This is a genomic window from Ruegeria sp. HKCCD7628, from assembly GCF_057221005.1.
The window spans coordinates 236780-254150 of sequence record NZ_JBWVBA010000005.1 but is presented as its reverse complement, the minus strand read 5'-3'; the positions used below and the strand labels follow the sequence as shown (position 1 = coordinate 254150).

The 17371-nt window shown below is 55.8% G+C and carries 15 protein-coding genes; 2 read left to right on the top strand and 13 right to left on the bottom strand.

Annotated elements, in window-relative coordinates; translation table 11 throughout:
• Positions 1-419 precede the first annotated feature (419 nt).
• The gene (locus AC2TAD_RS13540) at positions 420-1901 is read left to right on the top strand and encodes an AMP-binding protein (protein WP_480868270.1); all 1482 of its coding nucleotides are present in this window, start codon (positions 420-422) and stop codon (positions 1899-1901) included.
• Between the two features lie 30 nt (positions 1902-1931).
• Here the strand turns inward: AC2TAD_RS13540 and AC2TAD_RS13535 are convergent, their stop codons facing one another.
• From AC2TAD_RS13535 to psrA, 6 genes are all read right to left on the bottom strand, one after another.
• On the bottom strand, positions 1932-2582 hold the full coding sequence (locus tag AC2TAD_RS13535) for an N-acetyltransferase family protein (RefSeq protein ID WP_480868268.1): 651 nt from the start codon (positions 2580-2582) through the stop codon (positions 1932-1934).
• 262 nt (positions 2583-2844) lie between these two features.
• Entirely contained in the window at positions 2845-3549 is a 705-nt protein-coding gene (locus tag AC2TAD_RS13530; RefSeq protein ID WP_480868267.1) for an NAD(P)H-dependent oxidoreductase, read from the bottom strand.
• Between the two features lie 105 nt (positions 3550-3654).
• Complete coding sequence (locus tag AC2TAD_RS13525) at positions 3655-4593, bottom strand: substrate binding domain-containing protein (protein WP_480868265.1); 939 nt, start codon at positions 4591-4593, stop codon at positions 3655-3657.
• Between the two features lie 12 nt (positions 4594-4605).
• Positions 4606-6054, bottom strand: a complete 1449-nt coding sequence (gene phnY, locus AC2TAD_RS13520) for a phosphonoacetaldehyde dehydrogenase (RefSeq protein ID WP_480868264.1) — start codon at positions 6052-6054, stop codon at positions 4606-4608.
• Positions 6055-6067: 13 nt separating this feature from the next.
• Complete coding sequence (gene phnA, locus AC2TAD_RS13515) at positions 6068-7312, bottom strand: phosphonoacetate hydrolase (protein WP_480868262.1); 1245 nt, start codon at positions 7310-7312, stop codon at positions 6068-6070.
• Positions 7313-7385: 73 nt separating this feature from the next.
• Entirely contained in the window at positions 7386-8639 is a 1254-nt protein-coding gene (gene psrA / locus AC2TAD_RS13510; RefSeq protein WP_480868261.1) for an iron-containing alcohol dehydrogenase PsrA, read from the bottom strand.
• Positions 8640-8715: 76 nt separating this feature from the next.
• Here psrA and AC2TAD_RS13505 point away from each other — a divergent pair, with 76 nt between their 5' ends.
• Positions 8716-9390, top strand: coding sequence for a GntR family transcriptional regulator (locus AC2TAD_RS13505; protein ID WP_480868260.1), 675 nt, complete (start codon positions 8716-8718; stop codon positions 9388-9390).
• A gap of 2 nt (positions 9391-9392) precedes the next feature.
• On the opposite strand, the gene AC2TAD_RS13500 is transcribed toward AC2TAD_RS13505, so the two are convergent.
• The 7 genes from AC2TAD_RS13500 to AC2TAD_RS13470 form a co-directional block, all read right to left on the bottom strand.
• Positions 9393-10349 carry an ABC transporter ATP-binding protein gene (locus AC2TAD_RS13500; protein WP_170755775.1) on the bottom strand — a complete coding sequence of 319 codons (957 nt, stop codon included), beginning with the start codon at positions 10347-10349 and terminating at the stop codon, positions 9393-9395.
• On the bottom strand, positions 10346-11323 hold the full coding sequence (locus AC2TAD_RS13495; protein WP_480868259.1) for an ABC transporter ATP-binding protein: 978 nt from the start codon (positions 11321-11323) through the stop codon (positions 10346-10348). Before AC2TAD_RS13495 ends, AC2TAD_RS13500 begins: the two co-directional genes overlap by 4 nt.
• A gap of 4 nt (positions 11324-11327) precedes the next feature.
• Positions 11328-12230, bottom strand: coding sequence for an ABC transporter permease subunit (locus tag AC2TAD_RS13490; RefSeq protein ID WP_480868257.1), 903 nt, complete (start codon positions 12228-12230; stop codon positions 11328-11330).
• Positions 12230-13237 (bottom strand): ABC transporter permease subunit, encoded by a 1008-nt coding sequence (locus AC2TAD_RS13485; RefSeq protein WP_480868255.1) that lies wholly within the window; start codon positions 13235-13237, stop codon positions 12230-12232. The genes AC2TAD_RS13490 and AC2TAD_RS13485 overlap by 1 nt, the downstream gene beginning before the upstream one ends.
• Positions 13237-14331, bottom strand: coding sequence for a M24 family metallopeptidase (locus AC2TAD_RS13480; protein WP_480868253.1), 1095 nt, complete (start codon positions 14329-14331; stop codon positions 13237-13239). Before AC2TAD_RS13480 ends, AC2TAD_RS13485 begins: the two co-directional genes overlap by 1 nt.
• Positions 14332-14398: 67 nt before the next feature.
• Entirely contained in the window at positions 14399-15982 is a 1584-nt protein-coding gene (locus tag AC2TAD_RS13475; protein ID WP_480868252.1) for an ABC transporter substrate-binding protein, read from the bottom strand.
• Positions 15983-16240: 258 nt separating this feature from the next.
• Complete coding sequence (locus AC2TAD_RS13470) at positions 16241-17161, bottom strand: LysR family transcriptional regulator (RefSeq protein ID WP_480868250.1); 921 nt, start codon at positions 17159-17161, stop codon at positions 16241-16243.
• Positions 17162-17371: the final 210 nt, after the last annotated feature.

Here is a 17371-nt window from a genome sequence, read left to right as displayed (position 1 = left end):
CCGGCGACAAGATGGAGCTGGGGATCGAGGGACTGGGCGTGCAGCGGCAGGATGTCATTCAAGGCTAGAGCTGGTCCCAAAAACTATTAAATCGCGACCCCGGTTGGTATTTGCCAGCCGGGTTTTTGCTTGTTGGAGCCCTCGGAAAGAAGTGCAGTTGCTCTTGCCCCATTGGTGCCAAACCGTCCTACGGTTCTTAGTGACCCTACGAAACGAACCTGCAGTGTCCTGCCATGTCGATTTTTCGTCCTCTTCTGACATTGAACGATACGCGGATCGCCTGCAGACAGAATTCATGATCGGCGGGTCACGGTTTTGCACGGAGCGACCTGTCGCCGGATTGAGCGTTTTGCGCAGTTTTTTTGGAGGAACAATCTGTTACCGAAATCACATCTGAAGTCATTTGGCCCGACATGGGAGTGGAAATTAACCCCGATAGCTACAGCTCGGTCGTCGAGATGTTCGAGCAGGCCTTTTTGGCCTACTCGGAAAAGACGGCATATGTCGGTCTGGGCGGCAGCCTGACCTATACGGATGCAGATCGGCTATCACGCGATTTTGCTGCGTATCTGCAGTCGAAGCTGGGCGTCAAAAAGGGTGACCGCATCGCGCTTATGGTCCCGAATATTCTGGCCTTCCCGATTGCCATGCTGGGTATCATTCGCGCCGGAGGCGTTCAGGTGAACGTCAACCCGATGTACACGCCGCACGAATTAGAGCATCAGTTGAACGACGCTGGCGCGGAGATCATCGTGATCTTCGGTGGTTCGACTCCGACACTGGCAGAGGTTGTCGACAACACTCCGATCAAGACTGTGATTACGGTTGATCTGGGCGATATGACCGCGACGCCGATCCCAAGTCCGGCTGCGGATACGCGCCTGAGTGAAACGCTGAGCTTTGCCAAGCTGGTAGAAGAAGGTGAGGGTCTGGAATTCAATCCGCCTGTCATCACTGGCGATGACCTGCTGTTTCTGCAATACACCGGTGGTACTACGGGCCTGTCCAAAGCTGCCGTTCTATCACACCGGAATCTTGTCGCGAATACTGAGCAGACGAAAGCCGCTTTGCCTGAAGCCATGCGGCACGGCCAAGAGGTCATCGTTACCCCGTTGCCACTGTACCATATCTTTGCCCTGATGGTGAATATGATTACCTACAGTTCGATCGGGTCGACCAACTATCTTGTGGCAAACCCGCGTGACCCGGAACAGCTGATCTCGGCTTATCGAGACAGTGGTTTCACTGTCTCAACTGCCGTGAATACGCTTATTGCCGGGCTATGTGCACATCCAGGCCTGAAGGATGTCGATTTTTCGAATTATCGCGCAATGATCGGCGGCGGTGCCCCTGTGCAAGAGGCCGTCTCGAACCGCTGGAAAGAGATCACCGGGCACCATGTTCTAGAGGGTTATGGCATGTCCGAGACCTCTCCGGTCTTGACCCTGAATCCAATGGGGCAAGATGAGTTCTCGGCCGCAGTGGGATATGCCCTGCCGTCGACTGACATCATATTGCTGGATGATGAAGACAACCGGGTCGGTGTTGGCGAAGCCGGCGAGATCTGTGCCAAAGGCCCTCAGGTCATGCAGGGTTATTGGAACCGCCCGGAAGAAACCGCATCGAACTTTACCGAAGACGGTTACTTCCGCACCGGCGACATCGGGGTGCGGGACGAGAAGGGCCTGATCAAAATCGTTGACCGCAAGAAGGACATGGTTCTGGTTTCTGGCTTTAACGTCTATCCGAACGAAATCGAAGCCCATGTGGCCATGCTTGACGAAGTGGCAGAAGTGGCCGCAGTCGGCGTTCCAGACGAAAAGACGGGCGAGGCAATCCGGTTGTTCCTTAGCGTCACGGAAGGGTCTGACCTTACGTCTGAGCAAGTCATCGAACATTGAAATATTATAGAATCTCACAATAAATGTGCTTTATGGGTTTGACCACGGAACGCCTATTGTGGGGCTGGGATCCGCAGAAGTTCGCAGCGCGTGCATAAATTGCGCCAAAGAATTTGGATGACCCTTCCGTTCAATCGTCCGTAAGAGTGAAGGCAATTCCATGCGATACAACAGTGTTTCGTCGCTTTCCACGAGGTCGGCATTCAACCCTTCGAACAAACCCTTGGCCTTATAGTTTCCGAACAGAACTTCAGCATGAGCGAGCTCGACCCCTAAAGCCAGACAGTCGAACACGGTGGCCGCCAGTAAAAGGTGGGATATGCCGTGACCGTGATAGTCGTCCAAAACCGTACAAGCGATTTCGACATCCTTGTCTTGCCGGTTACCCCGGATTGCATGCACGGCGGCGATGGGCCGCCCATTCTGTTCAGTGTCTACGGCACCCCAAGCTACGTGCTTGTCGCCATCCACGTTGGCCAGAAGGTCCAAAACGGGTTCTGGGGCGTCGTGAAACGCAGAAAAGAAGCGCATGTATCGGGATTGGTCGGACAGATCATGGATTGCTTGCGCAATCAGATGTTTGTCGGAAACGCCCATTGGGCGCACGTAGATGCTGACACCGTTGTCCAACCTTGCCTTGAAGCCTCGGTCATTGTCCAGATGTAGGGAAGTTGAACCCATTGCGCCGCCGCTTTCGTTTGGTTCCCCGTTTTTCTTGTCTTCGCGGATCTTTCAAATCACGTTCTGTAATTTAGTCTTATGACATATTTGGCAAACTTTTTCGAACTGACCTAGCGTTCCAGATGCTCTCTGTCCTGAGCTGTCAGTAGATTGTCCGATTATGCTTGTTTGATACATGAGTCAGCTATGCACCATGCGCCTCGTGCTGTGTGTTTGTGAGGTAGCAGGCGGGGTGCCCGGCACGTCGTGCCGGGCATATACGTCACACCCATGTGACGATATCGGCCATCTCGCGGCGCGTTTTGGGGAACATCGGACCATCCGCACGATAGCCGAACGCCACCATGACGGCAGGTTTGTAGAGGTTGGTATCAATCCCGAAATGATCGCGCAAAACAGCTTCGGTTTTGTCCAACTCGAACCCTTCGATGGGGCATGAATCAATTCCCATAAGCGCACCGGCGGTCATCATGTTGCCGAGAACGATGTAAGCCTGCCGCGCAGCCCATTTTTCGATATCCGCGTCGGTTTCCAATTTGAAATCATGCGCTTGAAACTTGGCGTAAGCCCCCCCGAGCATCTCGATGACTTCTTCGGGGAACTGTTTCACCTCGCGGTTGTGCTGGGCCAAATAATCCGACCCTGCTTTCATGGTTGCGCCGGTATGGGACAGGATGATCACGTAATGGCTTGCGGTTCCAAGCTGTCCGGCAGTACCATTCGTGGCGCCGTTCGCGCCCCAGGTGAAGTCACGAAACAGCTCTCGTTTCTCGGGGGATTGCACAACCAGCAACTGGAACGGTTCGGTCCCGAACGAGGTCGGCGACAGGCGTGCCGCTTCCAGAATTGTGTTGAATTCGCTCTCAGTGACTTTTCGCTCAGGATCGAACACTTTAGTTGCGTGGCGGAAATTGAAGGCGTCGATGATCTGAGTCTGAACATCGCTGGTTTCGATGATGTCTTTCATGGAATGAGGCTCCGAATTGGTGATGAGCCGCATCTATGCCCTTCCATTGTCTGCCGCCATCTGCAGAATTCGGAAATGATAATCCCGTATACCGGAAGAATAGCTTCAGATCAGATCGGCGTAGAGCACCTTGTTGGCGGCGATGATCCGAACACGCATGAAATCCAAAAACGCGCGGACTCGGGCATGCATCAATCGGCCCGGTGGGCGCACGGCCCAGATTTTCGAATCCGGCCAGGCGCGCAGATGAGGCAGAACCCGAACCAGACGCCCGGATCGAATATGATCTCCGGTCTGCCACAGGCAGGCTTTGTTGATCCCCAATCCGGCCAGCGTCCAATCCATCGCTGCATCACCAAGGCTGACGGTCGCGGGGCCAGACACGCGCACATCATGCATGGTGTCCGATTGATCAATCAGGTGCCAGACCTCGCGTGGGTGCATTGTTAGGCAAGCGTGATTGGCCAGGTCGGCCGCAGTTTCAGGCGTCCCTGCATGTTCCAGATAGGAAGGTGCCGCAACCAGTAGACGCGGATCATCGTCCAGTTTCTGGGCCAACAGGCTGGATGGGCCAAGATCGCCCAGACGAAACGCCAGATCGTACCCCAGTTCCACAATGTCGAGCACCGTATCGGTTAGGTTCAGATCAAGCTCTACATGCGGGTAGAGCCGAAGGAATTCGGGTACATGTGGCACTATATGTGACCGCCCGAATGACGCGGATGCTGTTACCCGCAGTTTGCCTGATACTGTTCCAGAGTTTCCAGACAGCATGGTGCGCGCATCTTCGACGTCTTCGAGGATGCGCTTGGCATGCTCCAGAAACAGCTCTCCGTCCGGGGTCAGGGATACAGCCCGCGTGGTGCGGTTCAGCAGTTTGACATCCAGTTCGGTCTCAAGCGCCTGCAGGCGTTGTGAGGTGTTGGTGGCCGAGAACCCGAACTCCGCCCCTGCCCGTCCAATAGCACCTAGGGTGGCCACTCGGACAAACAGGTTTAGGTTTTTCAAATCAAATGACATGGCGTCAGGGATAATACGAAACACCCATCTGCGCCACTAGCCGGGCCAGGGCAGCGAATAAGTTTTGACGTTGGTAAAGAACTTCATCGCTTCGATTACGCCTTCTTTCACGCCGTTGCCGCTGTCCTTGATCCCGCCAAAGGGCGACATCTCGATCCTGTAGCCTGGTTGTTCCCAGATGTTGCAAGTGCCGACATCCAACCCGTTGATAAAGGCGATTGCCCGGTTCAAATCGTTGGTGCACACGCCCGAGGACAGGCCGAACTCGGTACCGTTCGAGATTTCCATAACCTTCGCATCGTCATCGGGCACGCGCACGATAGGTACGATGGGCCCAAAAGTTTCTTCCATCACCAACTCGCTGTCATGGGGAACCTTGTCGACCACAATCGGAGGCAGCAATGCCCCCTGGCGACCGGGGTGGTACAGGATTTCCGCACCTTCGGCTTCGGCCATGTGGACGCGTTTTTCAAACAGCGCGGCGGCTTTGTCATGGATCACACAGCCCAGTTGAGTTTCCGGGTCCTGAGGGTCACCGAACCGGATCGCCTTCGCTTTCTCCAACACCAGAGGAACGAATTTGTCGGCCACGCTTTCTTGTACCAAAATGCGTTTGATCGCAGTGCAGCGCTGGCCCGAATTGCCGGTTGCACCTGCGACCGCGATGGTGGCGGCCTTGTCCAGATCAGCATCGCTGAGATCGTTCAGAACGATCAATGGGTCATTTCCGCCCAACTCCAGCGCCTGGCGTTTGTATCCGGCTTTCGACGCGATCAATTTGCCAACCGGAACACCTCCGGTGAAGGTGATGATGTCGATGTTTTCGTTGGTGATCATCTGGTCACCAATGTCCTGCGGCCAACCGGTTACAACCTGGAACATCTCGGGCGGCAGACCGGCCTCATACAGAATATCGGCCAGCGCCAAACAAGTTAGCGGCGTCAACTCGGTGGGTTTGCAAACCATACAGTTATTGGTCGCAATTGACGGAGCGATCTTGTGGCTGACCATGTTTAGCGGATGGTTGAACGGTGTGATGGCGCTGATTGCCTTGACGGGTTCACGTTTGGTGAAAATCTTACGCTCTTTCCCGTTATGGGTCAGATCGCACGAGAAAATCTCCCCATCGTCTTTTAACGCCTCGGCAGCGGCAAACTGATAGACGTCCTGCGCGCGTTTCGTTTCGTAAATCGAATGCTGATGGCAAATGCCCAGTTCCAACGTCAACCATTTGGCCAGGTAGTCCCGCTTTTCACCGATCAACTCGCCCGCGCGCTGCAGGATCTGGCTGCGTTCGTATCGAGTCAGTTTCGGCGTGTAGTTTGCGGCAATCTCAAATGCCTTGCGTGCGTGTTCCGCTGTCCCTGCCGGGACGGTGCCCACGACCTCATTCGTATAGGGGTAGTGGACCGGTACAGTGGCATCGGTAAAGACAACCTCTCCTCCGATGCGCATTCCTTCGTGGCGAATGTCTGAAGCGTTCATGATCCCGTCCATTTTATTGCGCTGCGGCGGTGGTAGCATAGAAAAACGCGTCAAAGTTCCTCAGTTTTGGTTGCGAGGGTAAATCCAGGACGCGGTTGACGATAAAGGGAACTTCTTGCTCGGTCAGGCCGCCATGGCTGCGCAACGGTTCTTTCAAGGCGGCCAGATCATGACGGTCCTCGGAGGTGCCGATGCAGATATTCTCACCCGAGACCATGACAATATCCCCAATCCGATCACCAGGAAGTTCGTATTCCGCGATGGCTTCTTCCTTGGTCAGGACATGGGTGATACCGTCGGTCGCTTTCAGCTTGTCCACAATATCGGAACGGTTCGCACCTTCAGGAAGATAAGCGGTGGCAAAGCTGCCAAGCGCGCCATGGTGAACCACATAAGGGTCAGTGATCGGCAGGATCACACGGGCTGCATCCTTCCCCATCCAGTCGTCCATTAGATCCTGGACATAGACTACGTTAGGTGTTCCGTCCGTATGGTGTTTGGGCTTCATGCCATGATCTGCAGTGACGACGATGGCTGCGCCCATAGCATTCAACTGCGCCAGATACCGGTCGAACATCGCGTAGAAATCCAGTGCACCCTGCTGGTCAGGCGCGAATTTGTGCTGAATGTAGTCTGTGGTCGAAAGGTACATGATATCAGGCTTGAACTCCTCCAACAGCTTCACACCCGCAGCGAAAACAAATTCCGACAAGTCCGCCGAGTACACTTCGGGCACAGGCATTCCCAGCCATTGGCTTGCGTTGTCGATACCGTGTTCGGCCTTTGTCGTCTCGCCCGAGCGTTCGGACGAGAACGCGACGGCGCGCTCTTCGTCAAACTTCAATCCGGCACCAAGCAAAGCGCGCAGCTTGTCCTTGGCAGTCACCATGGCGACCCGGTATCCAGCCTCGTAGAACTTTGAAAAGATAGTAGGCGCGCGCAGAAAACGAACGTCATTCATCATTACTTCTTCACCGCTGTCGGGGTCGATCAAGTAATTCCCACAGATTCCATGAATACTTGGCGGACGTCCGGTCGCGATTGACAGGTTGTTGGGGTTGGTAAAGGACGGAATGACCGAGTGCGCTAGTCGGTCCGTGCCGGTCTCACGTATTCGCTTGAGCGTGGGCATCAGCCCTTTGGCGATGGCTACATCCAGATACTCTGGCTCGCAGCCATCGAGACAAATCGCAATCGCGGGAACTTTGGGCGTCGGATAAACTCGTTCATTTGCGGTGATCGGGGTTTGAGCTGTCATAGGGCGGTCCTTGCGTATGAGCGATGGTCAGATCAAAAGTAGCTGACACACGGGGTCTGTTTTGAAAGATGGTTCAGGCGACCTTGGGTTTTTTGCCATCCTGCGCGTCCAGCGTTTTCAGGAATGCCTCTTTTGTGCCCGCAAAATTACGACCGCGTTCACCGGCAAAGGCTTCATCGACAATATCCATTCGTTGAGCATCGGATATGCCGTAGTCTGCAAACCGGGTGGAAACACCTAGCCGATTCAGGAAGGCCGTCAGTTCAATCGAAGCGGAACTCAGATCCGAACCGAAAACATCGTGCAGGGCAGCCTGTCTAAACCCGCCAATGCCGTCGACCGAACTTAAGATCACTGGCAGCGTGAACGAACAAGCAATTCCGTGCTGTATACCCCAGCCGAGGGTTATTGGATAAGACAGGTTATGGGCGATGGCAGTCTTTGTATTGGAAAAGGCCAGCCCGGCGCTGAGTGCTGCATCTGCGATCTGCGTGCGCAGACTAAGGTTGCCTAGATCGTTTAGCAGATCGGGCAAAGTGTCTAGAATGGTGCCAGCTGCATGGACGGCATGTCTGGCCGAAATAGGGTTTGCATTGATGTTCCATATGCTTTCCAAAGCATGGGAAAGTGTGTCCAACCCAGTGGACAGGGTCAGTTCATGGGGTTTGTTGACCATAAGTTCAGGATCAATCACCGCAGCTTCTGGGTAGAGATTTTGTCGTGAAAGCGAGTATTTTCTGCCGCGCTGCTCGTCCCAAACTGTGGCCCAACATGTAACCTCACTACCGGTGCCAGCAGTCGTCGGAACCGCAATAATGGGAATGGTTCCCAAGTTTGCCGCGCCGCCGCCGGTTTCTAAATACGTCACTACATTGTCAAAACTGCCATCTGCGGCCGCAAAAACCTTGGCCGAGTCGATTACGGACCCACCTCCTAAGGCTACAATCACCTCGATTTGGTGCCGTATTCCAGCTAACTGCGCGCACTGCTGCCCAAGCAGCTGGAAATCCGGGTTGGGTGCGATGTTGTTTATTACTACCGCAGCTGGTCCAGCCGCTTCTTCGACCCGCTGCGCCAGGCGCTGGAAAGGATCACTTGGATAAGTGACTAAAGCATAATTTCGGCCGCCAATCAGTTTTGGCAGTTCCGAAACAGAACCGGTGCCAAACATGATTTCAACCGGATTGGAATAGCGCCACATTGGACCCTCATAGGAAATTGGCCTACTTTGTTCGGCGGCAATTTGGATCACTTTATTCCATCGGTCCAATAGATTGTTTGGATGATAAGTATTGAGTGTTGCAATAGAATTGTAAAATTGTGACATTACTGATTGAGAGCCTTGGAAATACGCAAGTGACTTTGTATTTTGGATACATAGTTCACCACTCGAGACACAACACATGAGCGGAACACGCGCGATCCCACGGCAAAGCCTGCCCGATGTCATAACAAACGATCTGCGCGAGCGGATACTAAGCGGGGAGATGGCCGAGGGAGAGGTTATTCGGCAAGAAGCGCTGGCCGAGGATTACGACGTTTCCCGGATGCCAATCCGCGAGGCACTCAAACGACTGGACGCCGAAGGTCTTGTTCAATTGACGAACAACCGTGGCGCGTCGGTGACCACACATTCTCTGTCCGAGATCGCCGAGATTTTCGATCTGCGCGTTTTGCTTGAGGTCGATCTGTTCCGGCACGCAATACCGCGGATGACCCTAACCCATTTTTCCGAGTGTGAGCGCATTTTGGATGAGATGGAGAAGTCTTACGATGCCAATGACGTGGGCCGTTGGGGCGGGTTGAACAATGCTTACCATATGGCGCTATATGCTGCGGCTGATCGCGGGTTGAGCAATGAAATCCTGCAACGCGTCAACTTGCAGTCGGACCGCTATGTCCGAATGCACCTGAGTGTAATGAAACAGCGAGAGCCTGCTAAGAAAGACCACCGCGAGCTGTTATCGCTGGCCCGAGCCGGACAGTTCGAGAGCGCCTGCGCTCTGTTGACCCGCCACATAGCACGCACCAAGGATCAGTTGCTGGAGATGGTGACTGCCACGCGCAACGGTGACTAAGGTCAATCCAGCGGGTGTAGGCAAGCCACCTGATGCGACTCACCACTCAGATCTGGTGGTGCGGCGCGGCATTCTTCGGTTGCAAGCCAGCAGCGTTGCGCGAAAGCACAGCCCAAGGGGATGTTCATGGGTGAGGGCAACTCGCCCTCCAGCTTGATCCGTTCCTTGCGCGCCTCAGGGTCCGCGCGCGGCGTGGTCGATAACAGTGCCTTGGAATAGGGATGACGGGGGGCGGCGAACAGTTGGTCTTTCGTGGCGTGCTCGACCGCGCGGCCCAGATACATAACGATCACATCATCGGCGAAGTGTTTAACTACCGACAGGTCATGCGAGATGAACAGATAGGCAAGGTTCAGGCGTTCCTGCAACTCGACCAGCAGGTTCAGGATTTGGGATTGGATCGATACATCCAATGCCGAGACCGGTTCGTCCAGGACCAACACTTTAGGGTTCAACATTAGAGCGCGAGCAATGGCGATCCGTTGGCGCTGACCGCCCGAGAACATATGCGGATAACGGTCGTAGTGTTCGGGGCGCAGGCCGACAAGGTTAAGCATCTCGCGCGCCCGCGCCTCGCGGTCGGAGGCGGACATGTTGGGGCGGTTGATGGTCAGCGGCTCCTGTAGAATCTGCCCGATCCGTTGCCGGGGATTGAGCGAGCCATACGGATCCTGGAATACGATCTGAACGGTCTCACGCATTTCGGCCCATTTCGATGGGGTGACATCAGTGCCGTCTATTGTAAGTGTTCCGGACGTCGGTTCTTCGATCATAGTGACGACACGTGCCAATGTGGACTTGCCGCAGCCGGATTCTCCGACGATGGCAAGTGTCTTGCCAGGTTTCAGTTCAAAATCTACTCCGGACAGGGCTTTGACTGTTGCGGATTTCGACAACAGTCCACCTCGGACCTCGTAGTGCCGAGCCAACGCAGTTGCCTGAACTATAGGGGCCGTCATGCGATTTCTCCGGCTGCAATTCTTTCGACATGGTGACACCGGGCTTTGCCGAATGATTCACTATGTGGTGTGGGGGGGATAGATTGGCAGGTGTTATCCGCAAACCTGCACCTCGGGCTGAATAGGCACCCCTTTGGTCGGTCAAACTGGCCGGGAACGACACCGGGGATGGTTGGCAGCATTTTCGAAGTTGCCCGTTCCGGCAGTGCGCTTAGCAACGCAGAGGTATAAGGATGGCGCGGGGTGCGGAACAGATCTTTGACGGGCTGTTCTTCAACCTTTTGACCGGCGTATTGTACCTGCACGCGTTCGGCGGTTTCGGCTACCACGCCCATATCGTGTGTGATCAGCACCAGACCCATCCCCTGTTCATCGCGCAGCCGCACCAGCAGGTCCAGAATCTGCGCCTGAATGGTGACGTCCAACGCTGTTGTTGGCTCATCAGCGATCAGCAGCTTGGGGTTGCACGCAATCGCCATGGCGATCATGACCCGCTGGTTCATCCCGCCGGACATCTGGTGTGGAAAGGTGTTCAGCCGACTTTCCGGCGCGGGAATGCCGACCTGATCAAACAACTCGATCGCACGTTGGTGACGATCCTTGCGGTTCAGGCCCAGATGGATGCGCAGCGCTTCTTTAATCTGGAAGCCCACGGTAAAACAGGGGTTGAGCGACGACATCGGTTCCTGAAAGATCATGGCGATGTCCTTGCCGATGATCTTGCGCCGGTCGCGGGCCGAGATTTTGGTCAGGTCGATGCCTTCAAAACTCAGCTGATCGGCGGTGATTGTGGCGGTCCAGGGCAACAGGCCCATCAACGCCAGCATAGACACGGATTTGCCCGAGCCGCTTTCGCCGACGATGGCCATCAGCTCGCCCCGGTCGACAGAGAGGTCCACCCCGTCGACGGCGCGGAACTTACCCGAGGCGGTAGCGAATTCGACAGTGAGGTTTCGGATGTCCAACAAACTCATATCGTCAGCTCCGCTTCAGTTTCGGGTCCAGCGCGTCGCGCAGGCCGTCGCCCATCAGGTTGATCGCCAGCACCGTGACCAGAATGGCAAGGCCGGGGAACGTGACGACCCACCAGGCGCGTAGAATGAACTCGCGCGCTTCGGCCAGCATGGTGCCCCATTCCGGCGTGGGGGGCTGTGCGCCCATTCCCAGAAATCCAAGGGCGGCGGCGTCCAGAATAGCGGTTGAGAATGACAGCGCCGCCTGCACAATGATCGGGGCCAGACAGTTGGGCAGCACAGTCTTGAACATCAACCGCGCCTTGCCCGCGCCCGCGACACGGGCCGAGGTGACATAGTCTTTCTGCCGTTCAGACAGAACCGAGGCGCGGGTCAGGCGCACATAATGGGGCTGGAACACGATGGCGATGGCGATCATAGCATTGGTTAGTGAGGGGCCAAGGATGGCCACCAGCACCAGCGCCAACAGCAGCGAGGGGAAGGACAGGATGATATCCATCACCCGCATGATCAGCGTATCGACCCATTTCGGCGCAAAGCCGGACAATAGCCCGATGATTACGCCGCCTGTCACGGCCACACAGACCACAACGATGCCCACAAAGAAGGAATAGCGTGATCCCATGATCAGCCGCGACAGCATGTCCCGGCCCAATGGGTCGGTGCCCAGCGGGAAGGCCCAACTGCCGCCCTCTTGCCACGCGGGGGGTTGCAGAATGTTGTCGCGGAACTGCTCGGTCGGGTCATGGGGCGCCAGCAAAGGCGCAAAGGCCGCGCAGATTACGAAGGCCATGAACACATACAATCCGATTACCGCGCCGCGGTTTTCGCTGAAATAGAACCAGAATTCGCGCAGGGCGCTTGGGCGGTCCTCGGTCTTGGGCGTAGTTGCGGAAAGCTCGGCCATCACCGTCTCCGGATTTTGGGGTTGATGATGCCGTAAAGGACATCGACCAGCAGGTTCACCAGCATCACGATCACGGCGATCATCAGCAGCCCGCCCTGCACCACCGGATAGTCGCGGCGGAAAATACTGTCGACCATCCACTTGCCGATGCCCGGCCAGCTAAAGATTGTCTCGGTCAGGATCGCGCCGGCCAGCAGCGTGCCGACCGACAGGCCGATCACTGTTATCACCGGGATCAGAGCGTTGCGCAGCGCATGCAGCCCGTTGATCCGCGTGGGCGAAAGACCCTTGGCGCGGGCGGTGCGAATGTAATCCTCGCCCAAAACTTCTAACATGGCCGAGCGAGTCTGGCGCGCGATCACCGCCAGCGGGATGGTGCCCAGTACGATGGTCGGCAGGATCAAGTGACGCACGGCTGACGTAAACGCCCCCTCCTGCCCTGACAGCAGGCTGTCGATCAGCATGAAACCGGTCACGCTGGGGAAGTAATACAGCAGGTCGATCCGCCCCGATACCGGCGTCCAGCCCAGATTACCTGAAAACACGATGATCAGAAGCAGGGCCCACCAGAAGATCGGCATCGAGTAGCCAACCAAAGCCGAGGACATCAGCGCGCGATCAAAGAACTTGCCTCTGTTCACGGCAGCAATCACACCCGCAGGCAAGCCAAGAGCCACGGCAAAGATCATCGCACAGATCGACAGTTCCAGCGTGGCTGGGAACAGGGCAAAGAACTCATCCCAGACCGGTTTCTTGGTGACAAAGCTTTCACCCAGATCGCCATGCATAACGCCGACCAGATAGTCCCAGTATTGCTGCAGTACCGGTTTGTCGAAGCCCAGCTTGACCACCATCTCCTGATAGCGTTCCTCGGTCATGCCGCGTTCTCCGGCCATGACGATGATGGGGTCGCCCGGTAGCACCCGGATGAACATGAAGGAAATCAGCGTCACGCCCAGAAATGTAGGAACGAACATTCCAAGGCGCGTAAGGAAGTAGCCAAACATCAGCGACCTATGATTGTGAGATCTTTGGGAAAGCGGGTCAGTGACCTGCAGCCATCCTGCGTCACCAGAACATCATCTTCGATCCGAACACCAAAATTTCCGAGGTCATAAAGCCCGGGCTCATTGGTCCAGACCATGCCGGGAAGGATGTCCTGATGATTTCCACGCATGATATAGGGCGCTTCATGTACGTCGCGGCCCAGCCCGTGCCCGGTCTTGGTACGGATACGATCGGCATAAGGCGATGCCTCAAGAACGCGAGTGACGGCATCGTCGATGTCATGCGCAGTAGTGCCCGGGCGGCAGGCGTTGAACCCTTCTAGGTTGGCACGCAGGACGGTGTCGTAGACATCCCTGCCCTCGTCCGAAACCTCGGCCACAAAGAACGTACGGGTGATATCAGCGGCAAAGCCGTGTTTGCGCGCGCCAAAATCGAACAACAACGCGTCGCCGGGGTTGATCTGATAATCCGCTCGCGCCTTGCCATGCGGTTGGGCCGAGTTGTCTCCGGCCGCCACAATTGGTGCGAACGCCAACGAGGCCGCACCCTCGGCGAACAGTGCCTGAATCAGCGCCTGTTCGATCTGTTTTTCCGTCTGTCCGACGCGCACATCGGCTATCACACGCTCCAGCGCGCGTTCCGAGATATCAATTGCCGCTTGCAGAGCCGCGATGTCATCTTCGGTCTTTATAATCCGCAAGCCCGAGATTTCGCGTTCGGCATCCACAATGCGCAGATCGGGCAGCGCGTTGGTGAAAGCCTTCGACACAAAGACCCGCATCACCTGCCCTTCGACTGCCAGCGATTTCAGCGGCATGTGCGCAGCCAAAGCGGCAAAAGCGCTGTCATAGCCCGTCTGGTCCATCCAATCGAACACGGCACCGTCAAAGCCGACCAGCGCCCAGGTGCCAAGCTCCAGATTGGGGACAATCGCGGCGGGACTACCTTGGGCCGGGATAACGACCACAAAGGGTCGCTCGTGGCTCATGAAGGGTTTCCCCAACGCGCGGGTGAAATTGGGACCGGGCACGAGGGCCACGGCATCGACTGACATGTCCTTTGCCAGTTGACGGTACTCGGACAAATCCGGCATGGGGGCCGACCTCCAAAAAAGAAAACCGGAGCCGCCATGCGGGCGGCTCCGATCCGTGAGTGATGATTTATTCGACGCTGACGCCGTAGAAGATGTGGCCGCCCAGCGGGTGGACTTTGTAGCCCTGCACTTCGTTGCGCATCGGCATGTAAACGACCGAGTGTGCGATGGTGGCCCAGGGGGCTTGCTCTTTGAAGATGACCTGCGCCACTTCATACAGCTTGGTGCGCTCGGCCTGATCCGTGGTCTGCTTGGCCTTCAGGATCAGATCTTCGAAGGGCTCGTGGCACCATTGTGCGCGGTTCGAGGCTTCGCGGCCGTCACAGCCCAGCAGCACGGCCAGGAAGTTGTCCGGGTCGCCGTTGTCACCGGTCCAACCCAGCAGCACAGCTCCGTCGCGGTTCAGCTCTTTTGAGCGCGACAGGTACTCGCCCCATTCATAGGAGACGATCTCGACATCCACGCCGATCTTGGCGAAATCTGCCTGGATCAGCTCGGCCATGCGGCGGGCGTTCGGGTTATAGGGGCGTTGAACCGGCATCGCCCAGACCTTCATCGACAGATCGTTGACGCCTTCGGCTTCCAGCATCGCTTTGGCCGCTTCGGGATCATAGGCATCGTCGGTGATGGCGTCGTTATAACCCCACATGGTCGGCGGAATCGGGTTCTTGGCCGCTTGCCCCGAACCCTGGAACACCACATCAATGATCGCCTGCTTGTCAATCGCCATGTTCAGCGCTTTGCGCACCTTCGGGTTGTCGAACGGCTCCATCGTGGTGTTGTAAGCCAGATAACCCACGTTCAGTCCTTCTTGCTCCATCATGTTGATGTCCGCGTCATCCTGCATCGCTTGAATGTCGGCGGGGTTCGGATAAGGCATGATGTGGCATTCACCCGCCTTCAGCTTTTGATAACGGACCGACGCATCAGGCGTAATCGCAAAGATCAGATTGCTCACATCCGCCGGTGCTTTCCAGTAATCAGCGTTCTGCGCATAGCGGATCACGGCGTCTTTCTGATAGGCCACGAATGAGAACGGGCCGGTGCCGATAGGCGCGGTGTTCAGCTTTTCAGGTGTGCCCGCTTCCATCATCGCGTCGGCATATTCCGCCGACAGGATCGAGGCAAAGTCCATCGCCATGTTGGCGACAAAAGGCGCTTCGGGTTTAGACAGCGTGAATTTCACTGTGTAGTCGTCGATCTTTTCTATGGACTCGACGAGATCGGGCATACCCATGCCCTGGAAATATTCCCACGTACCGCCAGACACCTGATTATATGGGTGGCCTTCATCCTTCTGGCGCATGAACGAGAAGATCACGTCATCGGCGTTGAAGTCGCGGGTTGGGGTGAATTCGTCATTCGAGTGGAATTTGACGCCCTGACGCAGCTTGAACGTATATTCCAGACCGTCATCGCTGGCCTCGACGCTTTCGGCCAAGCCTGGGATCACATTGGTGGTGCCGGTCTCAAATTCCAGCAGGCGGTTATAGATCGGGTGCGAGGACGCATCAAAGGTGGTGCCAGCGGTGAACAGCGCCGGGTCAAAACCTTCAGGCGAGCCTTCAGAGCAATAGACCAACGTATTTGCCTGTGCCGCAGCGCTGGACAACGCAATCGCTGCGGTTGCGGCCAAAAACTTAAGTTTCATGAGTTTCTCCCAGTAAATATTGCTTGGTTTTCGCTTAGCGCTTTTTTGTCAGAACACTCTTTGGCAACGCTTGCCGTCGCGAAATCACTGCTCAATGTATCCAAAATACAAAATCCATTGTCAACAAAGTTAACGATTCCGCGAACACGTACCCGCAAAGACAGCCATCCGTCACGGGACGGCCCGGTTCAGTTCCTAGCTTTGAGGGGAATCAGTCGCGCCGACTTTGATACAGCGCAAGTTTCCGGCTTTCCGCGATCACATCTGGAATGTTGGGGTCACGCCGATCGGAGGCTGTTCCAGAATGAAAGCCCCGATCCGATCCAAGAGCGGCCGTCTTGGACAGCCCGGACGGGTCGCCGCGCCCAGATCACGCAGGTTGCCCGGCGCGTCAAAGGGGATAAAGCACAAAGGCCAGCGGTCGCGTTTGAATTGCTCGGCCGCCAGGGCCGACACGATTGTACAATCGTCGGAATGACAAATATGCCGACAGATCGTCTCGAACCGCAGCGCGCTCAGGTCGAACCGCTTGCTGGCGCGATTTGCCGGGTCGATTTTGGGCAAGCGGTTTTCCAGTTCATAGCCGAAACTATACGGCAGTCGGATGAAGTCGTGACGGGGCACGTCCTCTGGGGCAATCGATGGCAAGGTGCTTAGCGGGTGACCGTTACGAACAGCCAAGAACAGAGGTTCGGACCAGATCGAGGTAAACTCGAGCGCTTCGGAATTGTTGACCTTGGCGACCAGAGCAAGATCCAACGTGTGGTCTTCGACCATACGCAACATATTCTGTGGCAAATCCTCGATCATCGTCACGCGCATATTGGGAAACAATGCGCTAAACAGATCTGAGAAATATTGTGTCAGGTAGGGCGCGAGGGTCGGCGTCATTCCGATCGTGTATGGAACCGCCTCGGGGTCGCGGAACTGGGTCGCCGTATCGCGGATCTTTTGCGCATCGTTCAGAATGCGTTCGGCAATGCGCAACACCTGAACACCGCACAGTGTCGGTCGAACCTCGTTATTGAGGCGCAAAAACAGTTCGGCCCCTAACTCCTGTTCAAGTTTTTTGACCTGATTGGACATCGCAGGCTGAGAGACGTTGCAAGCTGCTGCCGCCTGACTGAACTGCCCATATTTGGCGATGGCCAGAACGTATTCCAAGTCTCTGAAATTCATGATCACCAACTACTGATACAAGTCGCGCATCTTGATGCACCTTCGGATTCATACCCTGACGGTGAGTGTTGCGCATGAAGAAACGATCACTTTCAAACACATAAGTGTCAATAGCCGCTAGTGAATAGGCGATCAAAGTGATTGAAGGCACGATAACTTATTGATTTCACTTACTACAAACTCACAGATTTTGTGAGTATTCGCGTTGGT

Excerpts from the sequence above, each read along its gene's own strand:
- psrA (WP_480868261.1), bottom strand. The coding sequence starts at position 8,639 with ATGTCACAATTTTACAATTCTATTGCAACACTCAATACTTATCATCCA.
- AC2TAD_RS13535 (WP_480868268.1), bottom strand. The coding sequence starts at position 2,582 with ATGGGTTCAACTTCCCTACATCTGGACAATGACCGAGGCTTCAAGGCA.
- AC2TAD_RS13480 (WP_480868253.1), bottom strand. The coding sequence starts at position 14,331 with ATGCCGGATTTGTCCGAGTACCGTCAACTGGCAAAGGACATGTCAGTC.
- AC2TAD_RS13470 (WP_480868250.1), bottom strand. The coding sequence starts at position 17,161 with ATGAATTTCAGAGACTTGGAATACGTTCTGGCCATCGCCAAATATGGG.
- AC2TAD_RS13490 (WP_480868257.1), bottom strand. The coding sequence starts at position 12,230 with ATGGCCGAGCTTTCCGCAACTACGCCCAAGACCGAGGACCGCCCAAGC.
- phnA (WP_480868262.1), bottom strand. The coding sequence starts at position 7,312 with ATGACAGCTCAAACCCCGATCACCGCAAATGAACGAGTTTATCCGACG.
- AC2TAD_RS13485 (WP_480868255.1), bottom strand. The coding sequence starts at position 13,237 with ATGTTTGGCTACTTCCTTACGCGCCTTGGAATGTTCGTTCCTACATTT.
- AC2TAD_RS13500 (WP_170755775.1), bottom strand. The coding sequence starts at position 10,349 with ATGACGGCCCCTATAGTTCAGGCAACTGCGTTGGCTCGGCACTACGAG.
- AC2TAD_RS13505 (WP_480868260.1), top strand. The coding sequence starts at position 8,716 with ATGAGCGGAACACGCGCGATCCCACGGCAAAGCCTGCCCGATGTCATA.
- AC2TAD_RS13475 (WP_480868252.1), bottom strand. The coding sequence starts at position 15,982 with ATGAAACTTAAGTTTTTGGCCGCAACCGCAGCGATTGCGTTGTCCAGC.
- AC2TAD_RS13495 (WP_480868259.1), bottom strand. The coding sequence starts at position 11,323 with ATGAGTTTGTTGGACATCCGAAACCTCACTGTCGAATTCGCTACCGCC.
- phnY (WP_480868264.1), bottom strand. The coding sequence starts at position 6,054 with ATGAACGCTTCAGACATTCGCCACGAAGGAATGCGCATCGGAGGAGAG.
- AC2TAD_RS13530 (WP_480868267.1), bottom strand. The coding sequence starts at position 3,549 with ATGAAAGACATCATCGAAACCAGCGATGTTCAGACTCAGATCATCGAC.